The following is an 18,997-nucleotide window of genomic DNA, read 5'->3' on the forward strand; positions in this document are numbered from 1 at the left end:
AAGGGCTACGTATCGAAGGGGAGAGCGGTTGCCGTATCGATGCGTCCGGACGACCGAAAACGGCCGGTACACTGATTTTGTGCGGCTCGGAATTCGTCGGCACGCATGCCCGACTCACGGAGCGGGATCGACCGCCGCGTCGCGACGGGCATCCTCTTTATCGTCCTCTTCGGTCTGGCCGTCGTCCAACCTGCATTCCTCGCGCCGCACTCGGTCGACGAGGCGGAACGGAAAGAACCCGGGGACGTGCGGCTCGTCGCGCCGAAAGAGAACAGTTCGGCGAAGCTCTGGCCGTTCACGAGCCGACGCAAGTCGTTCGATTCGTTGACCCTCCCCATCAACGCCGTCATCCGCGGGCACTCGGAGCGGGTGGTGGCGCAGTTGAAGACCGGACGGGGAGCGAAGTGGGACAATCAGTCGAACGAGTGGCGGGGAGTGGGCGACGAGGACGAATCCGTGGTCGTCGACGACGGCGTCGTCGAGTGGCGCAACACCACGGGGGCGACGCGATACACCTACATCCAGGCACCCGGTCCGCGCGGCGGGTGGGTCACGGAGACGGCGCAGCTTCACGACGGCACCTACTTCGGGTCGCGGTATCACCTCCGACTCTACGAGGCGGGGAAGGGGAACCAGACGTGGACCGCCGTCCAGGCCCACCACGAACACTGGGATTGGTTCCGGTTGCGACACTCGGTCGGGTCGCTCTCGATGGCCCAGTACTATCTCGACAGTCAGTACTACGGGAAGTGGTACGTCGACGATATCTCCCGCGAGCGATTCGCCAACGGGGGTATCTCCGACGCCGACGGATGGGTGTCGGTCATCGAGCTTCGAGAGACCAGCGAGCTACGACCGGTGTCGCTGGCGTGGGTGGTACTACTCCTCGGCTCCGTCGGCCTGCAGGAATCGGTGCGCTCGTCGCTTCGCGAGGCCGAGTCGTGGCTCTCGACGGAGACGAACCGACGCGGAATCGCGCTCACCGTCTCGCTCGTCGGCCTCCCGCTGTTGGTGCGCAGCGCGAGCATCCTCGTCGAGACGACGTTCCCCGTCGTCCCGGTGAAGGCGGTCGCCGGCGTCGGCTACCTCGTCTACGTCGTCGGTCTGCCGCTGGCCGCGGCCGGCGTACCGAAGGGCGGGCGGTCGCTGGACTGGTTCGGCGTCGCCGTCGTCGCTCTCGGCCTCGGGTTCCTCCTCGACTATCGGAGCATCGGCGTCAAGGTGCTCCCCATCGCGGTCGTCCTCCACCGACTCGTCGTCCTCGCCGTCGTCGGGACGCTCGCGGTCGGCGGGTCGCGACGGGAGGTGGACGGACGCTGGAACGCGGTAGTGAAGGCCGGCCTCGTCCTCTGGGTCGCCGTCCTCGCGTGGCCGCTGTTTTACGGATTCTGAGGGTTACGAAACCGAAAACCGCATCTTCGGCATCGAGAGAAACGCCGTCTCGTACCCTTCGTGTCGGGAAACCTGCGGCGGCGAATCGACGAGGACGGTCAGTTCGTCGCCCGATTCGACGCCCTTCACGTTCGCGCCGTAGTGATAGCCGATATCGGGGTCGAGCGTCGGTTGCAGCGCGCCGTCGAACACTGACTTTCCGCCGCGGCGCAGTTTCGCCGAGAGCGACATCATCGGAATCGGGTAGCGGCGGTACGGCGTCCGCGGCGAGACGAGGAGGTAGGTGTCGTTCGCGAGGGGGGTGTCGCTCACCGCGGCGACGAGGAACTTCGCGTCGCCGCTCGACTTCTCGCCGACGAACCGGCCGGGAAGGTCCTTTTTCGGCGGGACGCGGCTCATCGGCATCTCCATCTCCATGGCAGGTACCGCACCTTTCTTCCCCTTCTTGTCGTCCAGCCGCTTGAACGACAGTTCGTCCAGTTTATCCTGAGTGAACTCGAATTTCGTCGAGAGCGTCGCGCCCGAGCCGAACTGTCCCGCGAGCGCCCCCGTCCGGCGGACGCTCAGCCCGGCGACCCGTATCTCGGCGGCGTACGTTCCGTCGCCGTCCAGCGACATGTTGTCGCCGAAGTGAAAGCCCATGTTCTGCGAGAGCATCGGCCACATCGTCCGGGTCGCGCTCCAGTCGCCCTTCGAGAGTTCGATTCGAACGTCCCCCGCGGGGAGCACCGTCTTCGTCTTCGCGTCCCAGACGGACGCCATCAGGTGGAGGTCGTCGCTCTCCTGTACGGTGACCTTCTCCTGCTGTTTGGCCGTCCCGCCGCCCATCAACCAGAACCGGTGGGGAAACGAGTAGAACAGGGCGAGTCGATACCGACCCTGCTTCGCCATCCCCGCCATCTCCATCCCCTCCACGTGCGTCGGATAGTACACCGCGTCCGGGCGATTTTTCACCATCGGCGGCTCGTTCGGTAACGTTCTCGTCTGGAACATCCCCGAACACCCCGCGAGCGCGGCGGCACCGGTGACGCCCGCTGTCTGCAGAAATCTGCGACGGTTCATCGACCGAGAGTTGACAGTCGCCGGGAAAAGGAGTTCTGGTACACCCGTCGAAACGCGTCCCCGGTGGGGTTTCGGGGTGGCAAGTCTAGAAATCTGTCTGGATATCTATTCGGACAGCTATCCAGAAGACCGACGGACGAGGAGGGACATCGAGAACAGCCGCGAAAATTCCCTCACTGCGTCTGGCTGTACTTCTCCACCCACTCCTGCAGCGTGATTCCCATCGCGGACTGGGTGATGGCGTTCGAACTCGCCGAGTTGGCGCTCTTCACCAGTTCGGCCTCGAGGGTTCGTTTCGGAACCTCGCCGAGGAAGTGGGGAATCGCGCGCTGAACCGCCAGCGGACAGCCGACCTCGTGAGCCAGCGCGTACCCCGAGAGCGAGTGCGGAATCTCCTCGGTGGCGTACGTCGGGTCGGGGTCGAGCAGCGCCTCCTCGTCCACGAAATCGACGTACTCGTAGCACTTGCCCACGTCGTGGAGCAGGCAGGCGGCGACGACGACGTCCTCGTCGGGGTCGGCCCCGTGGAACTCGCGCTGCTCCTCGGCGGCGCGCGCGGCGATTCGAGTCACGCCGCGGACGTGCTCGACGTTCGTCACCTCGTGGATGTTCCACGCGTAGGGAATGTCCTCGATGTCCCGCCAGCCGCCGCGTTCGAGGCCGAGCACCCACGCCTCGACGACTCGCTCGCGCAGTTCGTCGCTCTCGATGGAATCGAGTTCGGGGAAGGCGTCCTCGACCTGTTCGCGGTAGTTCGGGCTGTCGCTCATACGCAGTGGTTCGCGGCCCGCGACGTAATGGTTCGTGAATCGGCCGGGTGGAGACGGCGTAGTCGGTTCGGTCGACGGTACGGAGAACCGAGTTCGTCGGAACGCCCCTTCAACAAACGCGGGTGACGTTCAGTGTTCGATGGTCGTGATCTCCTCGACGGGCCACTGGCTGAGAATCTCCACGCCGTTCTCGCGCACGACGACCATCTCCTCGACGCGCACGCCCTGGCTGTCGGCCGGTTCCATCGTCTCCACCGCCATCGTCATCCCCTCCTCGATTTCGATGGGGTGGTCGGGCGAGATGCCGCGCCAGATGAGCGGGACCTCGTACAGTTGCAGGCCGAGACCGTGCGCCCAGTGGTTCGTCGTCATCTGCCAGTGGTCGGTGGCGCCGTACCAGTCGGCGTGCTCGCCCTCCATGTCGGGGAATCCCTGCGATATCTCGTCGGTCGTCGCGCCGGGTTCGATGCGTTCGAGCACGTCGTAGAGGTTGTCGCGGGCGATCTCGTAGGCGTCCCGCTGGGCCTGCGTCGGCTCTCCCACGCTGAATGTGCGGTAGTAACAGGAGCGATAGCCCATGAAGCCGATGTTGTAGAAGTCGGCGTAGACGAGGTCGCCGGGTCGAATCACGCGGTCGGTCGTGTTCGCCTGATGCTTCGGCCACGTGTTCGGCCCGGACGTGACGTAGCCGCCCTGCACCATCGCTCCGAGCCGCCAGAGTTCCTTGGTCGCCTCGCCCCAGACCTCCGACTCGCGCATGCCCGGCTTCGCCGTCTCCGTGATGCGCTGGAATCCGGCCTCGCAGAGCGCGGCGACCATCCGCAAACACTCGACCTCGTCGCGCGTCTTCACCTTCCGCGCGCTCTCCATCACCTCGGCGCACTCGTCGGTTCGCACGTCGACGCCGCGGTCTTCGAACTTCGAGACGAGAGCGCCGTTGCCGACGTCGATGCCCATCGGCTCCTTCGCCACGCCGTACTCCTCCATCGCCTCGTGGACGAGGTCGGCCATCTTCCCCTTCAGCCAGTCGCGGGCGGAGTCGCGCCCCGACGCGCGGGGGACGTTCCCGAGACCGGGGCAGGCGTAGCGAATGTCGTCGAGCCACGGGCAGTTGAACCGCTGGTTGCTCGCGTGGTCGGCTGTGTCCCAGTGGACGACGTCGCCGTCCTCGGTGAGCAGGGTGTAGTGGTCCGCGCCCGACCCGCCCGTCATGGCGAGACCGGTCACGTACCGGACGTTCGGGTCGTTGATGAGGAGCATGCTCCCCAGGTCCGCCTCGCGCATCCGGGTCAGGGCGCGCTCCTTGCGCTCCTCGCGCATCCGCTGCATGTCGATGCGCTCCTCCCAGTCGACGCTCATCGTCCCGCGCGTCCCTTCCATGAAGTCGCGTTGGTAGAATCCCATGGGGCGGGCTACTCCGAGGTTCGTATTGAAGGTAGGTGAAAGCCCGTGGACGAGGTAGCGCGGAAGGCGTCGTCGTCGCTACAGAGTGCGACGACGATGACCGCGCCGAGCGCGATAGGCATTACGTCGGCCGACGCCAGACCGAGAGGGACGCCGAAATCGCACAGGCCGTATCGATCGTTCGTACCCCGGTCGCGCCGCCGCGACAGGCCCAAAAGAGCCGCCGATTTTCCGAGCGCAAGCGCGAGTAGAATCGAACCGGAGACGACCGCCTCGACGCTCACCGCCCGCTCGGCTGTCGAGAATCCGAGAACGACGTCGAAGGCGGCGATGGTGTATTTTATGATAGTTGTGCTCCGGCGAGTTCGACGAGACGGTCGGCCGATTCCGCGAGGCGAACCGTTCCTCGGGGGCGATTCCGTCCGCACTCAAGATTCAAGATATCACCCCTCGTCTGCGCTCACTATGCGAACCCACGACACGCCGATTCGGGTCGACCACGTCGGCGTCGCCGTCGAATCCGTCGAAGACGCAGAACCCGTCCTGCTGGCGCTCGGCTGCGAACGCCTCACCGTCGAACCCGTCGAGGATCGATTTCGGTGGGCGTACTACCGACTCGGCGACGCCTCCCGACTCGAACTCATCGAACCCGTCGCCGAGGACACCTTTCTCACCAAATTCCTCGACGAAAACGGTCCGGGACTCCACCACGTCACCCTCGAAGTCGCCGACATCGACGCGGTCATCGAGTCGCTCCGCGAACACGGTCTTCGAGTCGTCGACCGCGCCGAGTTCGATACGTGGACGGAGGCGTTCGTCTCGCCCGGCAATCCGACCGGCGCGCTCTTTCAACTGATGGAGTACCACGACGACTACCACGAAGACCGCCTACCGTCGGAGGAACTGTTCGTGAACGGGAGTCGAGTCGGGGAGTTGTTCAAGCGGTAGTTCCTCTCCGGGCCCGGGACGAAACGGCCGAAACAAGTCCGCACGTCGACCGCTCGTTCGCAGCGACGCGTCACTCGCCTCCTCAAACGTGCTCGTATGGGATAGAAGACGAGTGGCCCGAAGTTGGGTCGTTCGACTGAACTCCCTCCAAAATCCGGTGCAAATCACTCCGAGCGCGCCGTGACGGTTCCGTCACCGGTCACCGAGACCTCGACGCCGTCGTACGTGAACTCCACGCGCACGTCGTCGACGGTGTTGCCTCCCCGTACGGTAGCGAGCGCGTCCAGCGCGTCGGGGTTGAGAAAGTCGTACAACGGTGGCACGTCCGTGGTATCGCGGCCGGTGACGGCGGCGACGGCCTCGACGACGGCGATACTGGGTTGTCCGTTTCGCGCCCAGTCGAAGGAGGTGGAACGTACCTCGAAAGGCGATTCCGACCGACCCGTCTCGGCTGGTGGTTCCTCATCGTCCATGATAGATGTCCTCTCTGAACAGAGGGATGCTCTTTTACGGTCGCCTCGTTCAGCGTGACGAACTACGTCATCTATGCCATAAAGATTTTTGTGATTATATGGGTGAATGTGGTTTCGAGTCGAGCGGTGGAACCGTTTCGGGAAGAGTACCGCGCCATTCGAAGACGGCCCCGTTCGGTGGCTAGTTCCGGTCGGTTTCCTCTCGATGGTGGAATCCGTTCATCGAACCGCGACGAAGAGATAGGCCAAAGTCTCGTTCGCAAGGGCTACCACGGGAGTGGCAACCTCGGCACGGAGCGACGATTGGTTGGGACCCTCTCGGACTCCGTGCGTTCGGCACTTCGAGCTAGCCCGGTATAATCTTACTGTGATTATACGGGTGAACGATCCGACGAGTGATAATTCGGGCGAGCGGTTGAACGAGGTGCGGCGCCGTCGCACCCAGATTACAGGCGGTCGGCGTTCGTACTCGACTCGTGTCCAGAGAGTTGGACGACGAAACGGGGGTATCCTACGGATTCTTCGAGAGGATGCCCGGCAGACGACCGCCCAGGAGATCGCCGATACGGTCGGCGTCTCAGCGAGCACCGTTCGAAATCGAATCGACCAACTCGAGGCCGAGGGAATCGTCAGAGGGTACCACCCGAAATCGATTACGAAACGGCGAACCTCCCGCTCCGAGTAGTCTTCGTCTGTACCGCCCCGCCGACCGAACGCGGGAGACTGGCGGAGGTGGTTCCGGACATCAAGGGAGCGGTCGACCCGGAGATGATGACCGCCGGAGGAACGTCCACATCGAAGTCGTCGGGACGAGCACGGTCGATATCACTCGTATCGCGGACGCCGTCCACGACCTCGGACTCGAGATAGATAGCTCCGAACCCACGAAACGGCGCGAGATGCAGCCGTTCAATCACTTTCATTTCGCCGCCGAGGATTCCGATACGGCGGCGGGCGAAGTGTAGACGCTTCTCCTCGGTTACTACATCCGCGCTTTTCGGCTTCTATTCTTCGTTTTCCGCCTCAGAGATTGCGGAACACCTCGCTCACGGCCGAGAGAAGGAGGGAAACCGCAAGATGATCGGTGTCCCATAAGTATAGTTAAAGTTGGTCGATGCCCTTCGAGCGAACATGGAAGGCCGTACTGTCAGACGCTCACGAGTAGTTCGACAGGAACTAACTTGTGAGTGGCGACAGAACAACGGAGACGGTACCGGATTCGCCGGTAGCATGGTTGGGACCCATGAAGGATTTATCTAATCATCAACAAGCGATCGAACTGCTTCAGAATCTCGGGCTGAAAGAGTACGAGGCGAAGTGCTTCGTGGCGTTATCGCGGCTCCCGAAAGGGACGGCCAAAACGATTAGCGAGAACTCCGACGTTCCTCGGACGCGAGTCTACGACGCGATTCGGGTGTTGGAGGCCAAGGGACTCGTCGAAGTTCAGCACTCGAACCCGCAGCAGTTTCGGGCCGTGGGCGTCGACGAGGCGGCCGAGACGCTTCGAGAGGAGTACGAAGATCGGACGGAGTCACTCGTCGCGGCGCTCGAAGACATCGAGCCGGCACTTCCGGACGACGACCAAGAGGTGACGCACGAAGTTTGGGCGCTGTCCGGCACCACGCCGATTGCGAATCGGACGCAACAGCTCATCGACACAGTCGGGAGGGAAATCGTCCTCATCGTCGGTCGCGAAGCGGTTCTCACTGAAGATTTGATAGAGCACCTGCAAACGGCTCAGGAAACGGGAATCAGCGTTCTCATCGGAGCGGTGACCGAACAGCTCCGCGACCGAATTCAAGAGGAGATTCCCGACGCCGAGGTCTTCGTCTCGGGGCTGGAGTGGTTGAGCGGTTCGCTGACCGACCAGACGGAGGACGTGACCATCAGTCGACTCCTGCTGGTCGACCGGAACACGATACTCGTCAGCTCGGTGTACGAGAAGAACTCCGACGAGGCGAGCGAGGAGAAAGCCGTGTTCGGGAGAGGATTCGACAACGGCATCGTGGTGATCGCCCGACGACTGATGGCGACGGGGCTGAACTCGACCGACGACCCCGGAACCGCCGACGGGTAACGACCGCCATCCTCACACGCTGACGCCGAGGTGCGCGTCCATCACGTCCTCGTTCGCTTCCAGTTCCTCGGGCGTCCCTTCGAAGACGATGCTCCCTCGGTCGAGCAGGAAGACCCTGTCCGCGAGCGAGAGCGCGACCGCGACGTTCTGCTCCACGAGGAGCACCGTGATTCCCTCCTCGTTCAGGTCGCGGATCAGTTCCTCCACCCGCTCGACGATGAGCGGGGCGAGTCCCTCGGTCGGTTCGTCGAGCATGAGCAGATCCGCGCCGCAGACCAGCGCCCGGGCGATGGCCAGCATCTGCTGTTCGCCGCCCGAGAGGTCGGTTCCCCGGCTGTCTCGCCGCTCGCGGAGGTTCTCGAAGGTGTCGAGCACGTCGTCCACGTCCCGCCGGTGCGCGCTGTCGCTCCCGCCGAGCGCGCCGACGGCGAGGTTCTCGCGCACCGAGAGGCCGGGAAACACCCGGCGCTCTTCGGGCACCAGCGCGACGCCTCGCCGGACGGTCTCGACCGGCGACAGTCCGCCGACGTCCTCGCCGTCGAATCGAATCGACCCCGAAGTAGGTGACAACGCCCCGGTGATACAGCGCAGCGTGGTTGTCTTCCCGACCCCGTTGCGCCCGATGAGCGCGACGACCTCGCCCTCCGGCACGTCGAGCGAGACGCCCGAGAGCACATCGGTTTCGCCGTAGCCCGCCCGCAGGTTCTCGACGGAGAGCATCAGGCGCGAACACCCCCGAGGTACGCCGCCTGCACGTCGTCGTCGGCCGCCACCGCCTCCGGCGTCCCGGTCGCCAGTTCCTGCCCCCGGTTCAACACCGTGATGCGGTCGGAGATGTTCATCACGAGGTCGATGTCGTGTTCGATGAGCAGCAGCGTCCGCTCCGCGAGCACGTCGTCGATGAGTTCCATCGTCGCCCGCGTCTCCTCCGCGCTCATCCCGGCGGTCGGTTCGTCCAGCAGGACGACCCGCGGGTCGGTCGCCAGCACCAGTCCGAGTTCCAGTCGCCGACGGTCGCCGTAGGCGAGCGCCGCCGCTCGCTCGTCGGTTCGCCCCGCGAGTCCGACCCGGGAGAGCACGTCCTCGACCCGCCGATTGACCGGTTCGAAGCCGTCGGCCGGTCGGAACAGTCGCTCGCCGAGCGAACGCGACTCCTCGTCGACCGATTGGGCCGCGAGACGGACGTTCTCCCGAACGGTGAGCCCGCCGAAGACGGTCGTTATCTGGAACGACCGCCCGATGCCGCGCCGCACGCGCTCGTGCGGGGGAAGCGTCGTCACGTCCTCGCCCGCGAAGACGACGCGACCGGACGTGGGCGACAGCGCGCCCGAAATCAGGTTGAACAGCGTCGTCTTCCCGGCCCCGTTCGGGCCGATGACGCTCCGGAACTCGCCCGCCTCGACGGAGAGGTTCACCCCGTCCACCGCGACGAGTTCGCCGAACTGCCGGGTGAGACCCTCGGTCTCCAGCGCCGCCATCAGTCGCTCACCTCCGATTCGGGGTCGGCCACGGGTTCGGGGCCGCCGCCGGTCTTCCGTTCGGCGGGCCGGGCGAGCGTCGCCGGAAGCGAGACGAGACCGCGCGGCACGAAGATGACGAAGACGACGAAGACGAGGCCGAGGATACCCTGCCACTGCTCCGTGAACGAACTGAGAACTTCCCCGAGACCGACGTACACGCCCGCGCCGAGCATCGGCCCGTACAGCGTCCCCATCCCGCCGAGGATGGTCATCACGATGACCTCGCCGGACTTGATCCACGCGAGGAACGAGGGCGCGACCCCGCCCGTGTGAATCGCCGAGAGACCGCCCGCGAGACCGGCCATCGCGCCGCTGACGACGAACGCCCGGCGCTTGTAGGCGGTCACGTCGTAGCCGACGAACGACGCCCGCTCCTCGCTCTCGCGGATGCCCTGCAGGACGCTCCCGAACGGGGCGTTCATCATCCGCCGGGCGAGCAGGTACGACCCGACGACGAGTGCGAGCACGAAGTAGTAGAACAGTTCTATCTCGCCGAGCAGGGCGACGTCTCCGACTTCCGGCCCACCCATCAGCCCGTACACCGGGTCGAAGTCGAACAGGCCGTCGCTCCCGCCCGTGAACTCGGCCTGCTGCGCGAGTTGGAAGAACAGCTCCGCGAAGCCGAGGGTTATCATCGAGAAGTAGACGCCCGACACGCGAATCGAGAGGTGGCCGACGCCCCACGCGACCAGCGCGGCGACGACGATGCCGACGCCGAGCGCGGCGAACACCGACGGAATCGCGTGTTGGACGGTGAGGACGGTGCCGTAGGCACCAAGCCCGAAGAAGAGGACGTGTCCGAGCGAGACGAGTCCCGCGTACCCCATCACGAAGTCGAGGCTGAGCGCGAACAGCGCCCAGACGAGCGCGGTCAGCAGGAGCGAGTTCACCTCGTAGGACGTGTAGAGCACGCCGATTCCGAGGGGGGCGAGAAAGAGCAGACCGACGACGGCCGCGCCGAGTCGGAAGCGCGTCCGGTCGTCCAGCACCCCGCCGCCGCCGCCCGTCAGCAGTTCGCCGCCGCCGTCCGAGGACGTCCACTCCGGGTTGCCGAACAGCCCTTGCGGACGGACGAGCAGGACGCCGATCATCAGCAGGAAGACGACCACTCCCCCGATGTTCGGGAGGACGGCGTCCAACCCGAACGGGGGACTCCGGAAGAACGTCTCGATGATGCCGACGGAGAACCCGCCCAGCACCGCGCCGCGGAAACTGCCGAGGCCGCCGAGAACGACGATGACGAACGCGGGGATGATGACGGAGTTTCCCATCCCCGTGCTGACGCCCTGTTTCGCGCCGAGCACGATGCCGCCGAGCGCGGCGAGGAACGCGCCGAACGCGAACACGAGCGTGTAGTAGCGGTCGATGTCGATGCCGAGGTGGCGCACCATCTCGCGGTCTTGCGCGCCCGCGCGCACGACGAGACCGAACCGGGTTCGGTTCAACAGGAGCCACGTGCCGACGGCCGTCACCGCGCCGACGGCGATGACGAAGAAGCTGTACTTCGAGTAGCTGAACCCGAGCAGGTCGACCGGCCCCCGGAGCGAGGGCGGTTGGGCGAACGGCTTGGGGTTCTCGCCCCAGACGAAGGCGATGGCGTCCTTGAAGATGAGCACCAGCCCGAACGTGAGCAGGATGTGGTACAGCGGATTTCGCCCGTACAGCGGTCGAATCGTCGCCCGTTCGACGACCGCCCCGAGGAGCGCGACGAGCAGCGGGGCGACGACGAGCGCGACCCAGAACGCGCCCCCGCCGGTTGTCACGGCGACGATGGCGACCGCGAGGTACGCGCCGAGGGCGAAGAACTCCCCGTGCGCGAAGTTGATGACGTCCATCACGCCGAAGATGATGGACAGCCCCGCCGCGAGCAGGACGTACACGGCCCCGATGGTCAGCCCGTTCAGGAGTTGTTCGACGAAGGCTCCCGCCATATCAGAGCTGACACCCGGTCTGATTACACGGCGGGATGGCTTGGTCGCCCTCGACCTTCTTGATGAGTTTCACGTCGGCCATCTTGCCGCCCTCGAAGACGTTCCGTCCGACCCAGACGGGATTTTTCGCCTGGTGGTCGCACTCGCGGAACGAATTTTTCCCGAAGAGGGTGTCCATCTCCAGTCCCGCCAACGTATCGACGACCTCGTCCGGGTCGGCGCTTCCGGCCTCCTTGATGCCGTTCGCGACCATCCGAATGGAGTCGTAGGCGACGCGCGCGAAGTTGTCCGGTTCGGTTCCGTTCGCTTTCTTGTACGCCTTCACGAACTGCTGGTTGTCGCCGGCGTCTATCTTCGGCACGTACCGCGTCCCGCTGTAGAGTCCGTCGGCGGCCTCGCCGAGCGCCCCTCGGATGACCGCGAACGACCCCGTCGTCGTCATCACCTTCTTCTGGCCGACCAGCCCCTGCGATTTCGCCTGCTTGGCGAAGTTGATGAGGTCGCCGCCGGTCGAACCGACGACGACCACGTCGGCGTCGGAGTTCTTTATCTGGCTGATGAACGAGTCGAAGTTCTTCGCGCCGAACTCCGCCCGAGAGACGCCGACCTCCGTGAAGTCCGCGCTCGATTTCTTCATCCGCGAGCGCCACTCGCGGAGCACCGACTGGCCGTACGCGTAGTCCGCGATGTGGAACCACACCTTGCTTCCGAGGTTGTTCAGCGTCCACTCGGAGCAGGCTTCCGCGATCTGCGCGGTGTTCGTCTCGCAGCGGAAGACGTACTTGTTGCAGTTCTTCCCGGTGATGGGGATGGCCGCCGCGCCGGGGGAGTAAACGACGCTCTCCTCCGAGGCGAACTCGTTGAGACCGAGCGCGACCGAACTGGAGATGGCGCCCATCAGGAACGACGCGTCGTGCTGTTCGACCAGTCGCTGCGCTTCCTGCCGACCGGTTTCGGCGTCGGCCTGCGTGTCGCCGTACTTGGCGTCGATGGTGAACTCGGACTCGTCGCTTTCGTTTATCGTCTGTATCGCCAACTTCGCTCCCTTCCGTTGCTCCTCCGCGAGCCCCGCGTACGGTCCCGTCATTGGATTGAGGACGCCGTACTTGACCGTATCGACGCTCCCACCTCCCCCACCGCCGCCGATGTTTCCGAGACACCCCGCCACTCCCGCAAATCCGCCCGCCCCCACCGCGCCGAGCACGGCGCGCCGAGTTGCTCCGAATCCGTTTGCCTTCTTCGGGTTATCGCCTACCATGCCACCAAGGAACAAGGGTCGGGTAATAAATGATTGTATAAATTTTATTGAATTTCTCCGATAGAACGGAACTGCAGAGAGCGAAGTCGATTTCCGAGGACGCGACCGAGTCTCTGTCCGCGAGCGCGTTCCGCGAGAGCGCAGGGCGCGGGACGTGACTCGATTTCGATACGCCGTCGGAATGGATGAGCCGCCCTCGGAGGACGAACGCCCTCGCGAGGACCCGCCCGCGGACATCGGAAACGGTGGTGTCGAGCGCGAACGCCGCCGCCGAGTCGCCGACGACGGTGACGATTTCCGCCGGCGGGCGCGCGTTCGACCCTCTTCGGGTGCTTTATGACACCGCGAATCCTGCCCTCGGGTGAAATGTACAAACACGTCGCGTTGCTGGTGCGCAAGGAGGGGATGAGCCACGACGAGTTCGTCGAGTACTGGCAGACCAACCACACCGAAATCGCCCGCGAAATCGAGGGCGTCGCGAAGTACGCCACGGTGCTCCCGGTGAACTCCGAGGCGGCCGAGTTCGACGGCCTCGCCGAACTCTATTTCGAAGATTTGGACGCCCTGCACGACGCGCTGGGGAGCGAGGGGTCGCGCGACTACGACCCGGCCAAGGGGAAGGCAAAGGAGGCCCGCGAGGACGTGGACAACTTCCTCGCCATCGAGGAGCGCCCGCGATTCATCGGCGAAGTCGTCACGCAGAAGGACGAGGTCGGCGGCGAGACGGACGGCCTCTACAAGCACAGCGCGTTCCTCGTCCGCAAGGAGGGGATGAGCCACGACGAGTTCGTCGACCACTGGCAGAACAATCACACGCCCATCGCCCGCGAAATCGAGGGCGTCGTGAAGTACGACACCGTCCTCCCGACCGACCCCGAGAACGCCGAGTTCGACGGTATCGCGGAGCTCTACTTCGAGGACCTGGACGCCCTGCACGACGCGCTGGGGAGCGAGGGGTCGCGCGACTACGACCCGGCCAAGGGGAAAGCGAAGGAGGCCCGCGAGGACGTGGACAACTTCCTCGCCATCGAGGAGCGCCCCCGGTTCATCGGCGAGGAAACCGTGCAAAAAGACGAGACGCGGGACTGAACCGAGGGCTCAACTAGCCGCTGAGCGTTCACCGCCGGCGGTCTCGGAAACGCTGGTTTCGCTCCACCGCGCCGTGCGGGCCGATGCCAGCGTCCCCGAACAACTCACCGTGCGTCCGGCGTCCTCGATCGACCGCGCGATCAAATTCGCCGCCGTCTTTCCGGGGCCGTACGGAATCGTCCGTTTCGTCGCCTCGATTCCCGAACCTCGGGGCCATCCGGGTCCGGCGGGTGTTGGGCCCCTGTTCATCGTCGTCGGACTCGCTCTCATCGTCCTCGGGGGAGTCCTCGTCCGTACGCTGGTCGAATACTACTACCTCCGGCGCTCCCTCGACGCGCGTCCCGACCCTGCCCGCTGAACCACCGACGGTCCCTCGTTCACCCCGCGCGACCGCGACGAAAAAACGGACGGCTGCAGCTATCGTCGAAGCTCTCGCGAACCGACGATGCCCGACTCCCGGTACCGCTCGTTCGCGCCCAACAGCACCAACGCCCAGCCGAGGAGGACGAAGTCCGACCGCGCGAAGACCAGCGACGAGACCGGAACGAGCGCCACCAGTACGGAGAGCAGGAAGGGACTCGCGGCGGCGACGAGACCGCCGAGGAACGTCAGGCCGTCCGCCGCAGGCGACCTGACGAGCGAGAGCGCGGAGGACCGCGGCCCCGGGTCGGGGAGCACGAGACCGAGGTGGAACGCGAGGCTGGCGACCGCGAACTCGACCGACCCGGGCGCGACGGGCGACCGCCACTCGACGAACACCGTCGCCATCCCGGCGACCACGACGGGAGCGCCGCCGACCACGAGGAGGGTTCGAACCGTCGCCGCGCGAGCGCGACCGGGGGCGAGCGGAATCGACGCCAGCGACTCGGAGACGGTCGCGGGGAGCAAGCGCGGGAGGTGGAGTTCGCCGGTGAGATGGCCGCCGAGTCCGAACAGGACGAGCGCCCAGCCGAGGGACACCGGGAGCGTCGCCAGCGGCGACAGAACCGAGTCGCCCGGCAGCGGGCTGAACAGCACGCTGACGAGGACTCCGACGAACGGACCGACGACGGAGAGCGCCGCGCCGCGAGCGACGAGGACGCGCCGACGCCGGGAGAAGGCGAGTTCGGGAACGCCCGGAACTCGGGAGGCCCCCGGAATCACCAACCCGGTCGAGACGAGCGCGACGCCGACGAGGGTGGCGGCGGCGACGACCAGAAAGAGGAACAGCGCGCCGAGCGAGACGCGACCCCCCGACCCGAACCCGAGCGCGAGCAGTCCGCCGAGGCACCGCCACCCGAGAGCGAGCGCCGCGAGTCCCGCAACGACGAAAGGGGTTCGCGCCCACGGCGGAAGCGGAAACGAACGTTCGGAAATTCGACCGCTATGAGCCACGGATTCGTTTCGAGGATGTGATGTAAAAGAATTGGCTGGAGAGTTGAAGGGATATAAGAGGTCGCGGACGGGGACGGACGGAACCGACGGAAATCTAACCCTTTAGACGGACGATGGGTATGAGTTCGACGGTCATCTTCCTCGTCGGAACCTCGACGTCCGGCAAATCGACGCTGGCAGAGCACCTCCAGGAGCGACTGCGCGAGACGTTCCTCGCAATGGAACTCGACTCGTTTATCGACGTGCTTCCCCGGCGGCCCGTTCGACCAGAACGAGACGGACTTCGAACGGATGGAACGGGGGTACCACGGCGCGATTGCGGCGGCGGCGGAAGCGGGCAACAACGTCATCGCGGACCACCACCGCGCCGACCTCGACCCGCGACTGCTCGCCGGATTCGACGCGCTGATGGTCGGCGTCCGCTGTCCGCTAGGCGAACTCGAACGCCGGGAGGCGGACCGCCCGCCGGAGTTGCGGGGATTCGCCCGAAGCCAGTACGACGACGTTCGCGGGGGAAACGAGTACGACGTGGAGGTGAACACGGCGGAGTCCTCGCCCGAGGAGTGCGCTCGGCGAGTGGCGGCGCAGTATCGAAAGACCGCATCGTCGGGGTAACCTACCGGTTCGAGCGCGTCGGGAATCAACGCCGAGGGTCGGCGGTAGAAGTCTCGCGTGGAGACGGCCGGATGTCGGAGACGACCGCTATCCGTCAGTCGTTGTCAACGATTAAGACGCCGGCCTCCGATTTCCGGGTATGAAACTCGGGACAGGGCTGTTCACCTGCCAGCGACGCCCCGACGACGACCGTTCGATGACCGAGATCTACGACGAGATGCTGGAGATCGGGGCGGCCATCGACGCCGCCGGACTCGACAGCGCGTGGGTGTCGGAACACCACTTCGCCGAGGACGGTTACCTCTCGGCGACGATGCCCTCCTTGGGCGCGCTGGCGACCCGCACCGAGAACGTCGAACTCGGCACCTGCATCGCGCTCGCGCCGCTCTACGACGCGGTTCGCCTCGCGGAGGACGCCGCGACGGTCTCCCTGCTGGCCGACGGTCGCCTCACGCTCGGACTCGCCATCGGATCGAACCCCTGCGAGTTCGAGTCGTTCGGCGTTCCGCGAGAGGAGCGGGTCGAGCGGTTGACGGACGCGACGAACCTCCTACGAGCGGCGTGGTCGGACGGACCGCTCGACTACGACGCGGAGTTCCACGACGTGTCGCCCGACGCGACCGTGACGCCGAAACCCGAATCGCCGATACCCGTCATGTTCGGCGGCGGGGTGAAACCCGCGGTCAGGCGGGCGGCCCGCGTGGCGGACGCGTGGTGCGCCCCCTCGTCGCTCTCCGTCGAGGGCGTCCGCAAGCGCAAGGAGGACATCGAACGCGTTCGGGAGGAGGAGGGAATCGACGGCGACTTCGAGGTGTACGTCCTCCAGCACGGGTTCGTCGCCGACTCGCGCGAGGAGGCGTGGGAGGCGATGAAACCCGGCTACTTCTACATCCAGCGCCGGTACGCCGAGATATTCTCCGGCGAATCGGTGCCCGAACTCGACGCCGAGCGAAAGGAGGAACTGAGGGAGCAGGCCATCTTCGGCACGCCCGAACAGGTCGCCGAGGAACTCGGGGAGTACCGCGACGCGCTGGGCGACGACGTCCACTTCATCCTCCGCACGTATCACCCCGGCATCGGCACCGACGCGATGGTCGAGTGCGTGGAGCGCCTCGGCGACGAGGTCGCCCCGCTCGTTCGATAGCTCCGCGTCGGTCGACCGAATTCGACGGACTCGCCGGACTCGCCGACGACACCCCACCGTTTCCGCTGTTCTACCGCCGTCCCGGGCGCGAGAAACGTCGAGCGGCGCGAACGGTTCAATTCCGCTCGCGGCGTTTCCGTCGTCACCGCGACGAAGTTTCCGTCCGGTGAGGCGACCGCCGGAATCACCCGCTCGTCGGGGGGTCGTCGGCGCGGTCGAGGAGGTGTCGGAAGGCGCGAAGCGAGTTCGCCCCGTCGTCCGTCAGCGAGACGAACTTCTTGCGGCCGATCCGCGTCACTTCCACGTAGCCCCTCTCCGTCAACGGACGAACGACGTGCGAGTCGAGTAGCCTGTAGTACCCCTTCTCCGTCGTCACCTCCGACTCGGCGACGAACGGAAACGCCCGCTCGCGGACTCCGTCGTCCGCTCGGCGATGTGGGCGAGAAACGCGACGTGGGTGTCCGACGGACGGTCGATGGGGTACGTGGGCAGGTCGAATATCTCCGCGACCTCCTCGTGCAGCGGGGCGTCCGGAATCCGCTCCCCGTCCGGACCGTAGTTCGGGCGGGCGTAGATGGGACGAGCGCCCGTCGCCATGCACGCTATCATCCCCGCGATGGCGGTGATCTTGCTCCCCGCCGAGAGGTTCACGTACACCTCGTCGTCCGCGGGTTCGCTTATCGATTCGACTATCGTCCCGAGCGTATCGTACAGGTCGAAGATGTCGCACGAGCGCCGTTCGAATTCGATCCGCTCGTTCGCGCGCAGTTCGTCGAGAGAGTCGGTCAGAAGCGAAATTTCCGCTCGCTTCCGCTGTACTCGACGGCGACGACGACGTCGGCTCTCCACTCCATCACCGGTTCGCGCAATCGGGCGTACTCGAACCCCAGCGGGACTATCTGTACCCGGTTCGGAACCGACGAAGGCGGAGTCATACCTCGTCTGATTCCACTTCTATAAACTACATTTCGCCATATTATTCTGGCGGGTAATTTATAGGTTGAGTCAGCATCCACTTAGCGCCACGCCTTGAGACGAGCGAGCAACCGGGGTAACCCAGACGCAGCACCAGCTGCACCAGCGAGGAGTAACAAGAGAGAAACCGCGGACACGACCCATCTGGCTTTTCCTTTGAGGCGTGGTCTGAGACCAAGCGCAAGCACGACGCCAATCGTGAGGAACCAGTCATCGAACCGTTCGAGAAATCCACGAACACCCGATGGTGAGTTTGTATCTGTGGTCATGATGGAAACCGGTCGTCTGACCGGATAGCCCCATCGACGACACCCCAAATTAATGGGGTAGATGTGGGCTTAGAGCCCGAGCGTCCGAAGGGCAACGACCAACGCCGTGATGATTTTCACGACGCGCCAGATGATTTGTGTGACCAAATCAGTCAGTTCGAGTCGTCGTCTTCGGGCGTCTTGGTCGTCTTGGGGTTTTGATGAGGTCATTAAATGACCTCATCTATAGGTATGCACTACCTCTACTTAATACTTATCATTTTTTTGTTACTTATGGGGAAGAATTCGGCGGTAGATTTTCATACCTGCCCAATGTAGATACACTTGGGTTTTGATGAGGTCAGCTCGCGGGCGGACCCCGCGAGTCTTCATCCACAAGTTTGCTGAGATGCATCTGTCTTCGTGGGTTGCCGCCAGTTACTCGTCGAGAAGGGATTACTGAATCCGAGACAGGACTACATCACACCTAGGACACTGTTCTTCGTCGGTGGAATATTTGACGTTCAACTCTTTCTCGCCGGGGTATCGCGTTCCACAATCGGGGCAGACAACGCTGGTTTCGTTATATTTCGACGGTGGACCGTAGGGATCGTCGCTCTTGACGTGTGTCCAAGGCTTCTTCTCAATTTCCTTTTGTGTCATTTTGTCTCATCACCGCTTGTGAGTGGACTGGTAAATACTTTCCCTACTTGGGAA

20 protein-coding genes and 1 pseudogene are annotated in these 18,997 nt (G+C 64.7%); 8 read left to right on the top strand and 13 right to left on the bottom strand.

Features of this window, described 5'->3' with window-relative positions; all coding sequences use genetic code 11:
- Positions 1 to 105 precede the first annotated feature (105 nt).
- A complete protein-coding gene (locus tag LIX00_RS23040; RefSeq protein ID WP_227356857.1) occupies positions 106 to 1,392 on the top strand; it encodes a hypothetical protein in 1,287 nt (428 codons plus the stop codon).
- 3 nt (positions 1,393 to 1,395) lie between these two features.
- Here LIX00_RS23040 and LIX00_RS23045 read toward each other — a convergent pair whose 3' ends face one another.
- The 4 genes from LIX00_RS23045 to LIX00_RS23060 form a co-directional block, all read right to left on the bottom strand.
- Entirely contained in the window at positions 1,396 to 2,454 is a 1,059-nt protein-coding gene (locus LIX00_RS23045) for a DUF7350 domain-containing protein (RefSeq protein WP_227356858.1), read from the bottom strand.
- Between the two features lie 173 nt (positions 2,455 to 2,627).
- Complete coding sequence (locus tag LIX00_RS23050; RefSeq protein WP_227356859.1) at positions 2,628 to 3,224, bottom strand: HD domain-containing protein; 597 nt, start codon at positions 3,222 to 3,224, stop codon at positions 2,628 to 2,630.
- A gap of 129 nt (positions 3,225 to 3,353) precedes the next feature.
- A complete protein-coding gene (locus tag LIX00_RS23055) occupies positions 3,354 to 4,628 on the bottom strand; it encodes a M24 family metallopeptidase (protein ID WP_227356860.1) in 1,275 nt (424 codons plus the stop codon).
- Between the two features lie 8 nt (positions 4,629 to 4,636).
- Complete coding sequence (locus LIX00_RS23060; RefSeq protein WP_227356861.1) at positions 4,637 to 4,912, bottom strand: hypothetical protein; 276 nt, start codon at positions 4,910 to 4,912, stop codon at positions 4,637 to 4,639.
- A 181-nt stretch (positions 4,913 to 5,093) separates the two neighbouring features.
- On the opposite strand from LIX00_RS23060, the gene LIX00_RS23065 reads away from it, so the two are divergent.
- Positions 5,094 to 5,576: a VOC family protein gene (locus LIX00_RS23065; protein ID WP_227356862.1), complete on the top strand. Its 483-nt coding sequence runs from the start codon at positions 5,094 to 5,096 to the stop codon at positions 5,574 to 5,576.
- A gap of 164 nt (positions 5,577 to 5,740) precedes the next feature.
- Here the strand turns inward: LIX00_RS23065 and ddfA are convergent, their stop codons facing one another.
- Positions 5,741 to 6,049: a DdfA family disk-determining factor gene (gene ddfA / locus LIX00_RS23070; protein WP_227356863.1), complete on the bottom strand. Its 309-nt coding sequence runs from the start codon at positions 6,047 to 6,049 to the stop codon at positions 5,741 to 5,743.
- A gap of 424 nt (positions 6,050 to 6,473) precedes the next feature.
- On the opposite strand from ddfA, the gene LIX00_RS23075 reads away from it, so the two are divergent.
- Positions 6,474 to 6,734 carry an Lrp/AsnC family transcriptional regulator gene (locus LIX00_RS23075; protein WP_227356864.1) on the top strand — a complete coding sequence of 87 codons (261 nt, stop codon included), beginning with the start codon at positions 6,474 to 6,476 and terminating at the stop codon, positions 6,732 to 6,734.
- Here the strand turns inward: LIX00_RS23075 and LIX00_RS23080 are convergent.
- Complete coding sequence (locus LIX00_RS23080; RefSeq protein ID WP_227357177.1) at positions 6,703 to 6,972, bottom strand: hypothetical protein; 270 nt, start codon at positions 6,970 to 6,972, stop codon at positions 6,703 to 6,705. The two genes, LIX00_RS23075 and LIX00_RS23080, sit on opposite strands and share 32 nt — an antisense overlap.
- Positions 6,973 to 7,292: 320 nt before the next feature.
- Between LIX00_RS23080 and LIX00_RS23085 the strand changes: the two genes are divergently transcribed.
- Positions 7,293 to 8,126 carry a TrmB family transcriptional regulator gene (locus LIX00_RS23085; RefSeq protein WP_227356865.1) on the top strand — a complete coding sequence of 278 codons (834 nt, stop codon included), beginning with the start codon at positions 7,293 to 7,295 and terminating at the stop codon, positions 8,124 to 8,126.
- A 12-nt stretch (positions 8,127 to 8,138) separates the two neighbouring features.
- On the opposite strand, the gene LIX00_RS23090 is transcribed toward LIX00_RS23085, so the two are convergent.
- Genes LIX00_RS23090 through LIX00_RS23105 form a run of 4 tightly spaced genes read right to left on the bottom strand, consistent with a single transcriptional unit; the run spans position 8,139 to position 12,835 of the window.
- Entirely contained in the window at positions 8,139 to 8,846 is a 708-nt protein-coding gene (locus LIX00_RS23090) for an ABC transporter ATP-binding protein (protein ID WP_227356866.1), read from the bottom strand.
- Positions 8,846 to 9,604, bottom strand: coding sequence for an ABC transporter ATP-binding protein (locus tag LIX00_RS23095; RefSeq protein WP_227356867.1), 759 nt, complete (start codon positions 9,602 to 9,604; stop codon positions 8,846 to 8,848). The genes LIX00_RS23090 and LIX00_RS23095 overlap by 1 nt, the downstream gene beginning before the upstream one ends.
- Positions 9,604 to 11,577, bottom strand: a complete 1,974-nt coding sequence (locus LIX00_RS23100; RefSeq protein ID WP_227356868.1) for an ABC transporter permease — start codon at positions 11,575 to 11,577, stop codon at positions 9,604 to 9,606. Before LIX00_RS23100 ends, LIX00_RS23095 begins: the two co-directional genes overlap by 1 nt.
- Before the next feature lies 1 nt (position 11,578).
- On the bottom strand, positions 11,579 to 12,835 hold the full coding sequence (locus LIX00_RS23105) for an ABC transporter substrate-binding protein (protein WP_227356869.1): 1,257 nt from the start codon (positions 12,833 to 12,835) through the stop codon (positions 11,579 to 11,581).
- Positions 12,836 to 13,201: 366 nt separating this feature from the next.
- On the opposite strand from LIX00_RS23105, the gene LIX00_RS23110 reads away from it, so the two are divergent.
- Both LIX00_RS23110 and LIX00_RS23115 read left to right on the top strand, forming a co-directional pair.
- Positions 13,202 to 13,924 (top strand): EthD domain-containing protein, encoded by a 723-nt coding sequence (locus LIX00_RS23110; RefSeq protein ID WP_227356870.1) that lies wholly within the window; start codon positions 13,202 to 13,204, stop codon positions 13,922 to 13,924.
- A gap of 73 nt (positions 13,925 to 13,997) precedes the next feature.
- The gene (locus LIX00_RS23115; protein ID WP_227356871.1) at positions 13,998 to 14,282 is read left to right on the top strand and encodes a hypothetical protein; all 285 of its coding nucleotides are present in this window, start codon (positions 13,998 to 14,000) and stop codon (positions 14,280 to 14,282) included.
- Positions 14,283 to 14,341: 59 nt separating this feature from the next.
- On the opposite strand, the gene LIX00_RS23120 is transcribed toward LIX00_RS23115, so the two are convergent.
- Positions 14,342 to 15,298 (bottom strand): hypothetical protein, encoded by a 957-nt coding sequence (locus LIX00_RS23120; protein WP_227356872.1) that lies wholly within the window; start codon positions 15,296 to 15,298, stop codon positions 14,342 to 14,344.
- A gap of 119 nt (positions 15,299 to 15,417) precedes the next feature.
- On the opposite strand from LIX00_RS23120, the pseudogene LIX00_RS23125 reads away from it, so the two are divergent.
- Positions 15,418 to 15,913 (top strand): annotated as a pseudogene (locus LIX00_RS23125) (phosphotransferase-like protein).
- Positions 15,914 to 16,052: 139 nt separating this feature from the next.
- Complete coding sequence (locus tag LIX00_RS23130; RefSeq protein ID WP_227356873.1) at positions 16,053 to 17,057, top strand: LLM class flavin-dependent oxidoreductase; 1,005 nt, start codon at positions 16,053 to 16,055, stop codon at positions 17,055 to 17,057.
- 184 nt (positions 17,058 to 17,241) lie between these two features.
- On the opposite strand, the gene LIX00_RS23135 is transcribed toward LIX00_RS23130, so the two are convergent.
- Together LIX00_RS23135 and LIX00_RS23140 are read right to left on the bottom strand one after the other, a co-directional pair.
- Positions 17,242 to 17,433 carry a DUF6293 family protein gene (locus LIX00_RS23135; protein WP_227356874.1) on the bottom strand — a complete coding sequence of 64 codons (192 nt, stop codon included), beginning with the start codon at positions 17,431 to 17,433 and terminating at the stop codon, positions 17,242 to 17,244.
- Positions 17,430 to 17,906: an HFX_2341 family transcriptional regulator domain-containing protein gene (locus LIX00_RS23140; RefSeq protein ID WP_227356875.1), complete on the bottom strand. Its 477-nt coding sequence runs from the start codon at positions 17,904 to 17,906 to the stop codon at positions 17,430 to 17,432. The genes LIX00_RS23135 and LIX00_RS23140 overlap by 4 nt, the downstream gene beginning before the upstream one ends.
- Between the last annotated feature and the right edge of the window lie 1,091 nt (positions 17,907 to 18,997).

The organism is Haladaptatus salinisoli, from assembly GCF_020614375.1.
Taxonomy (GTDB): Archaea; Halobacteriota; Halobacteria; order Halobacteriales; family Haladaptataceae; genus Haladaptatus; species Haladaptatus salinisoli.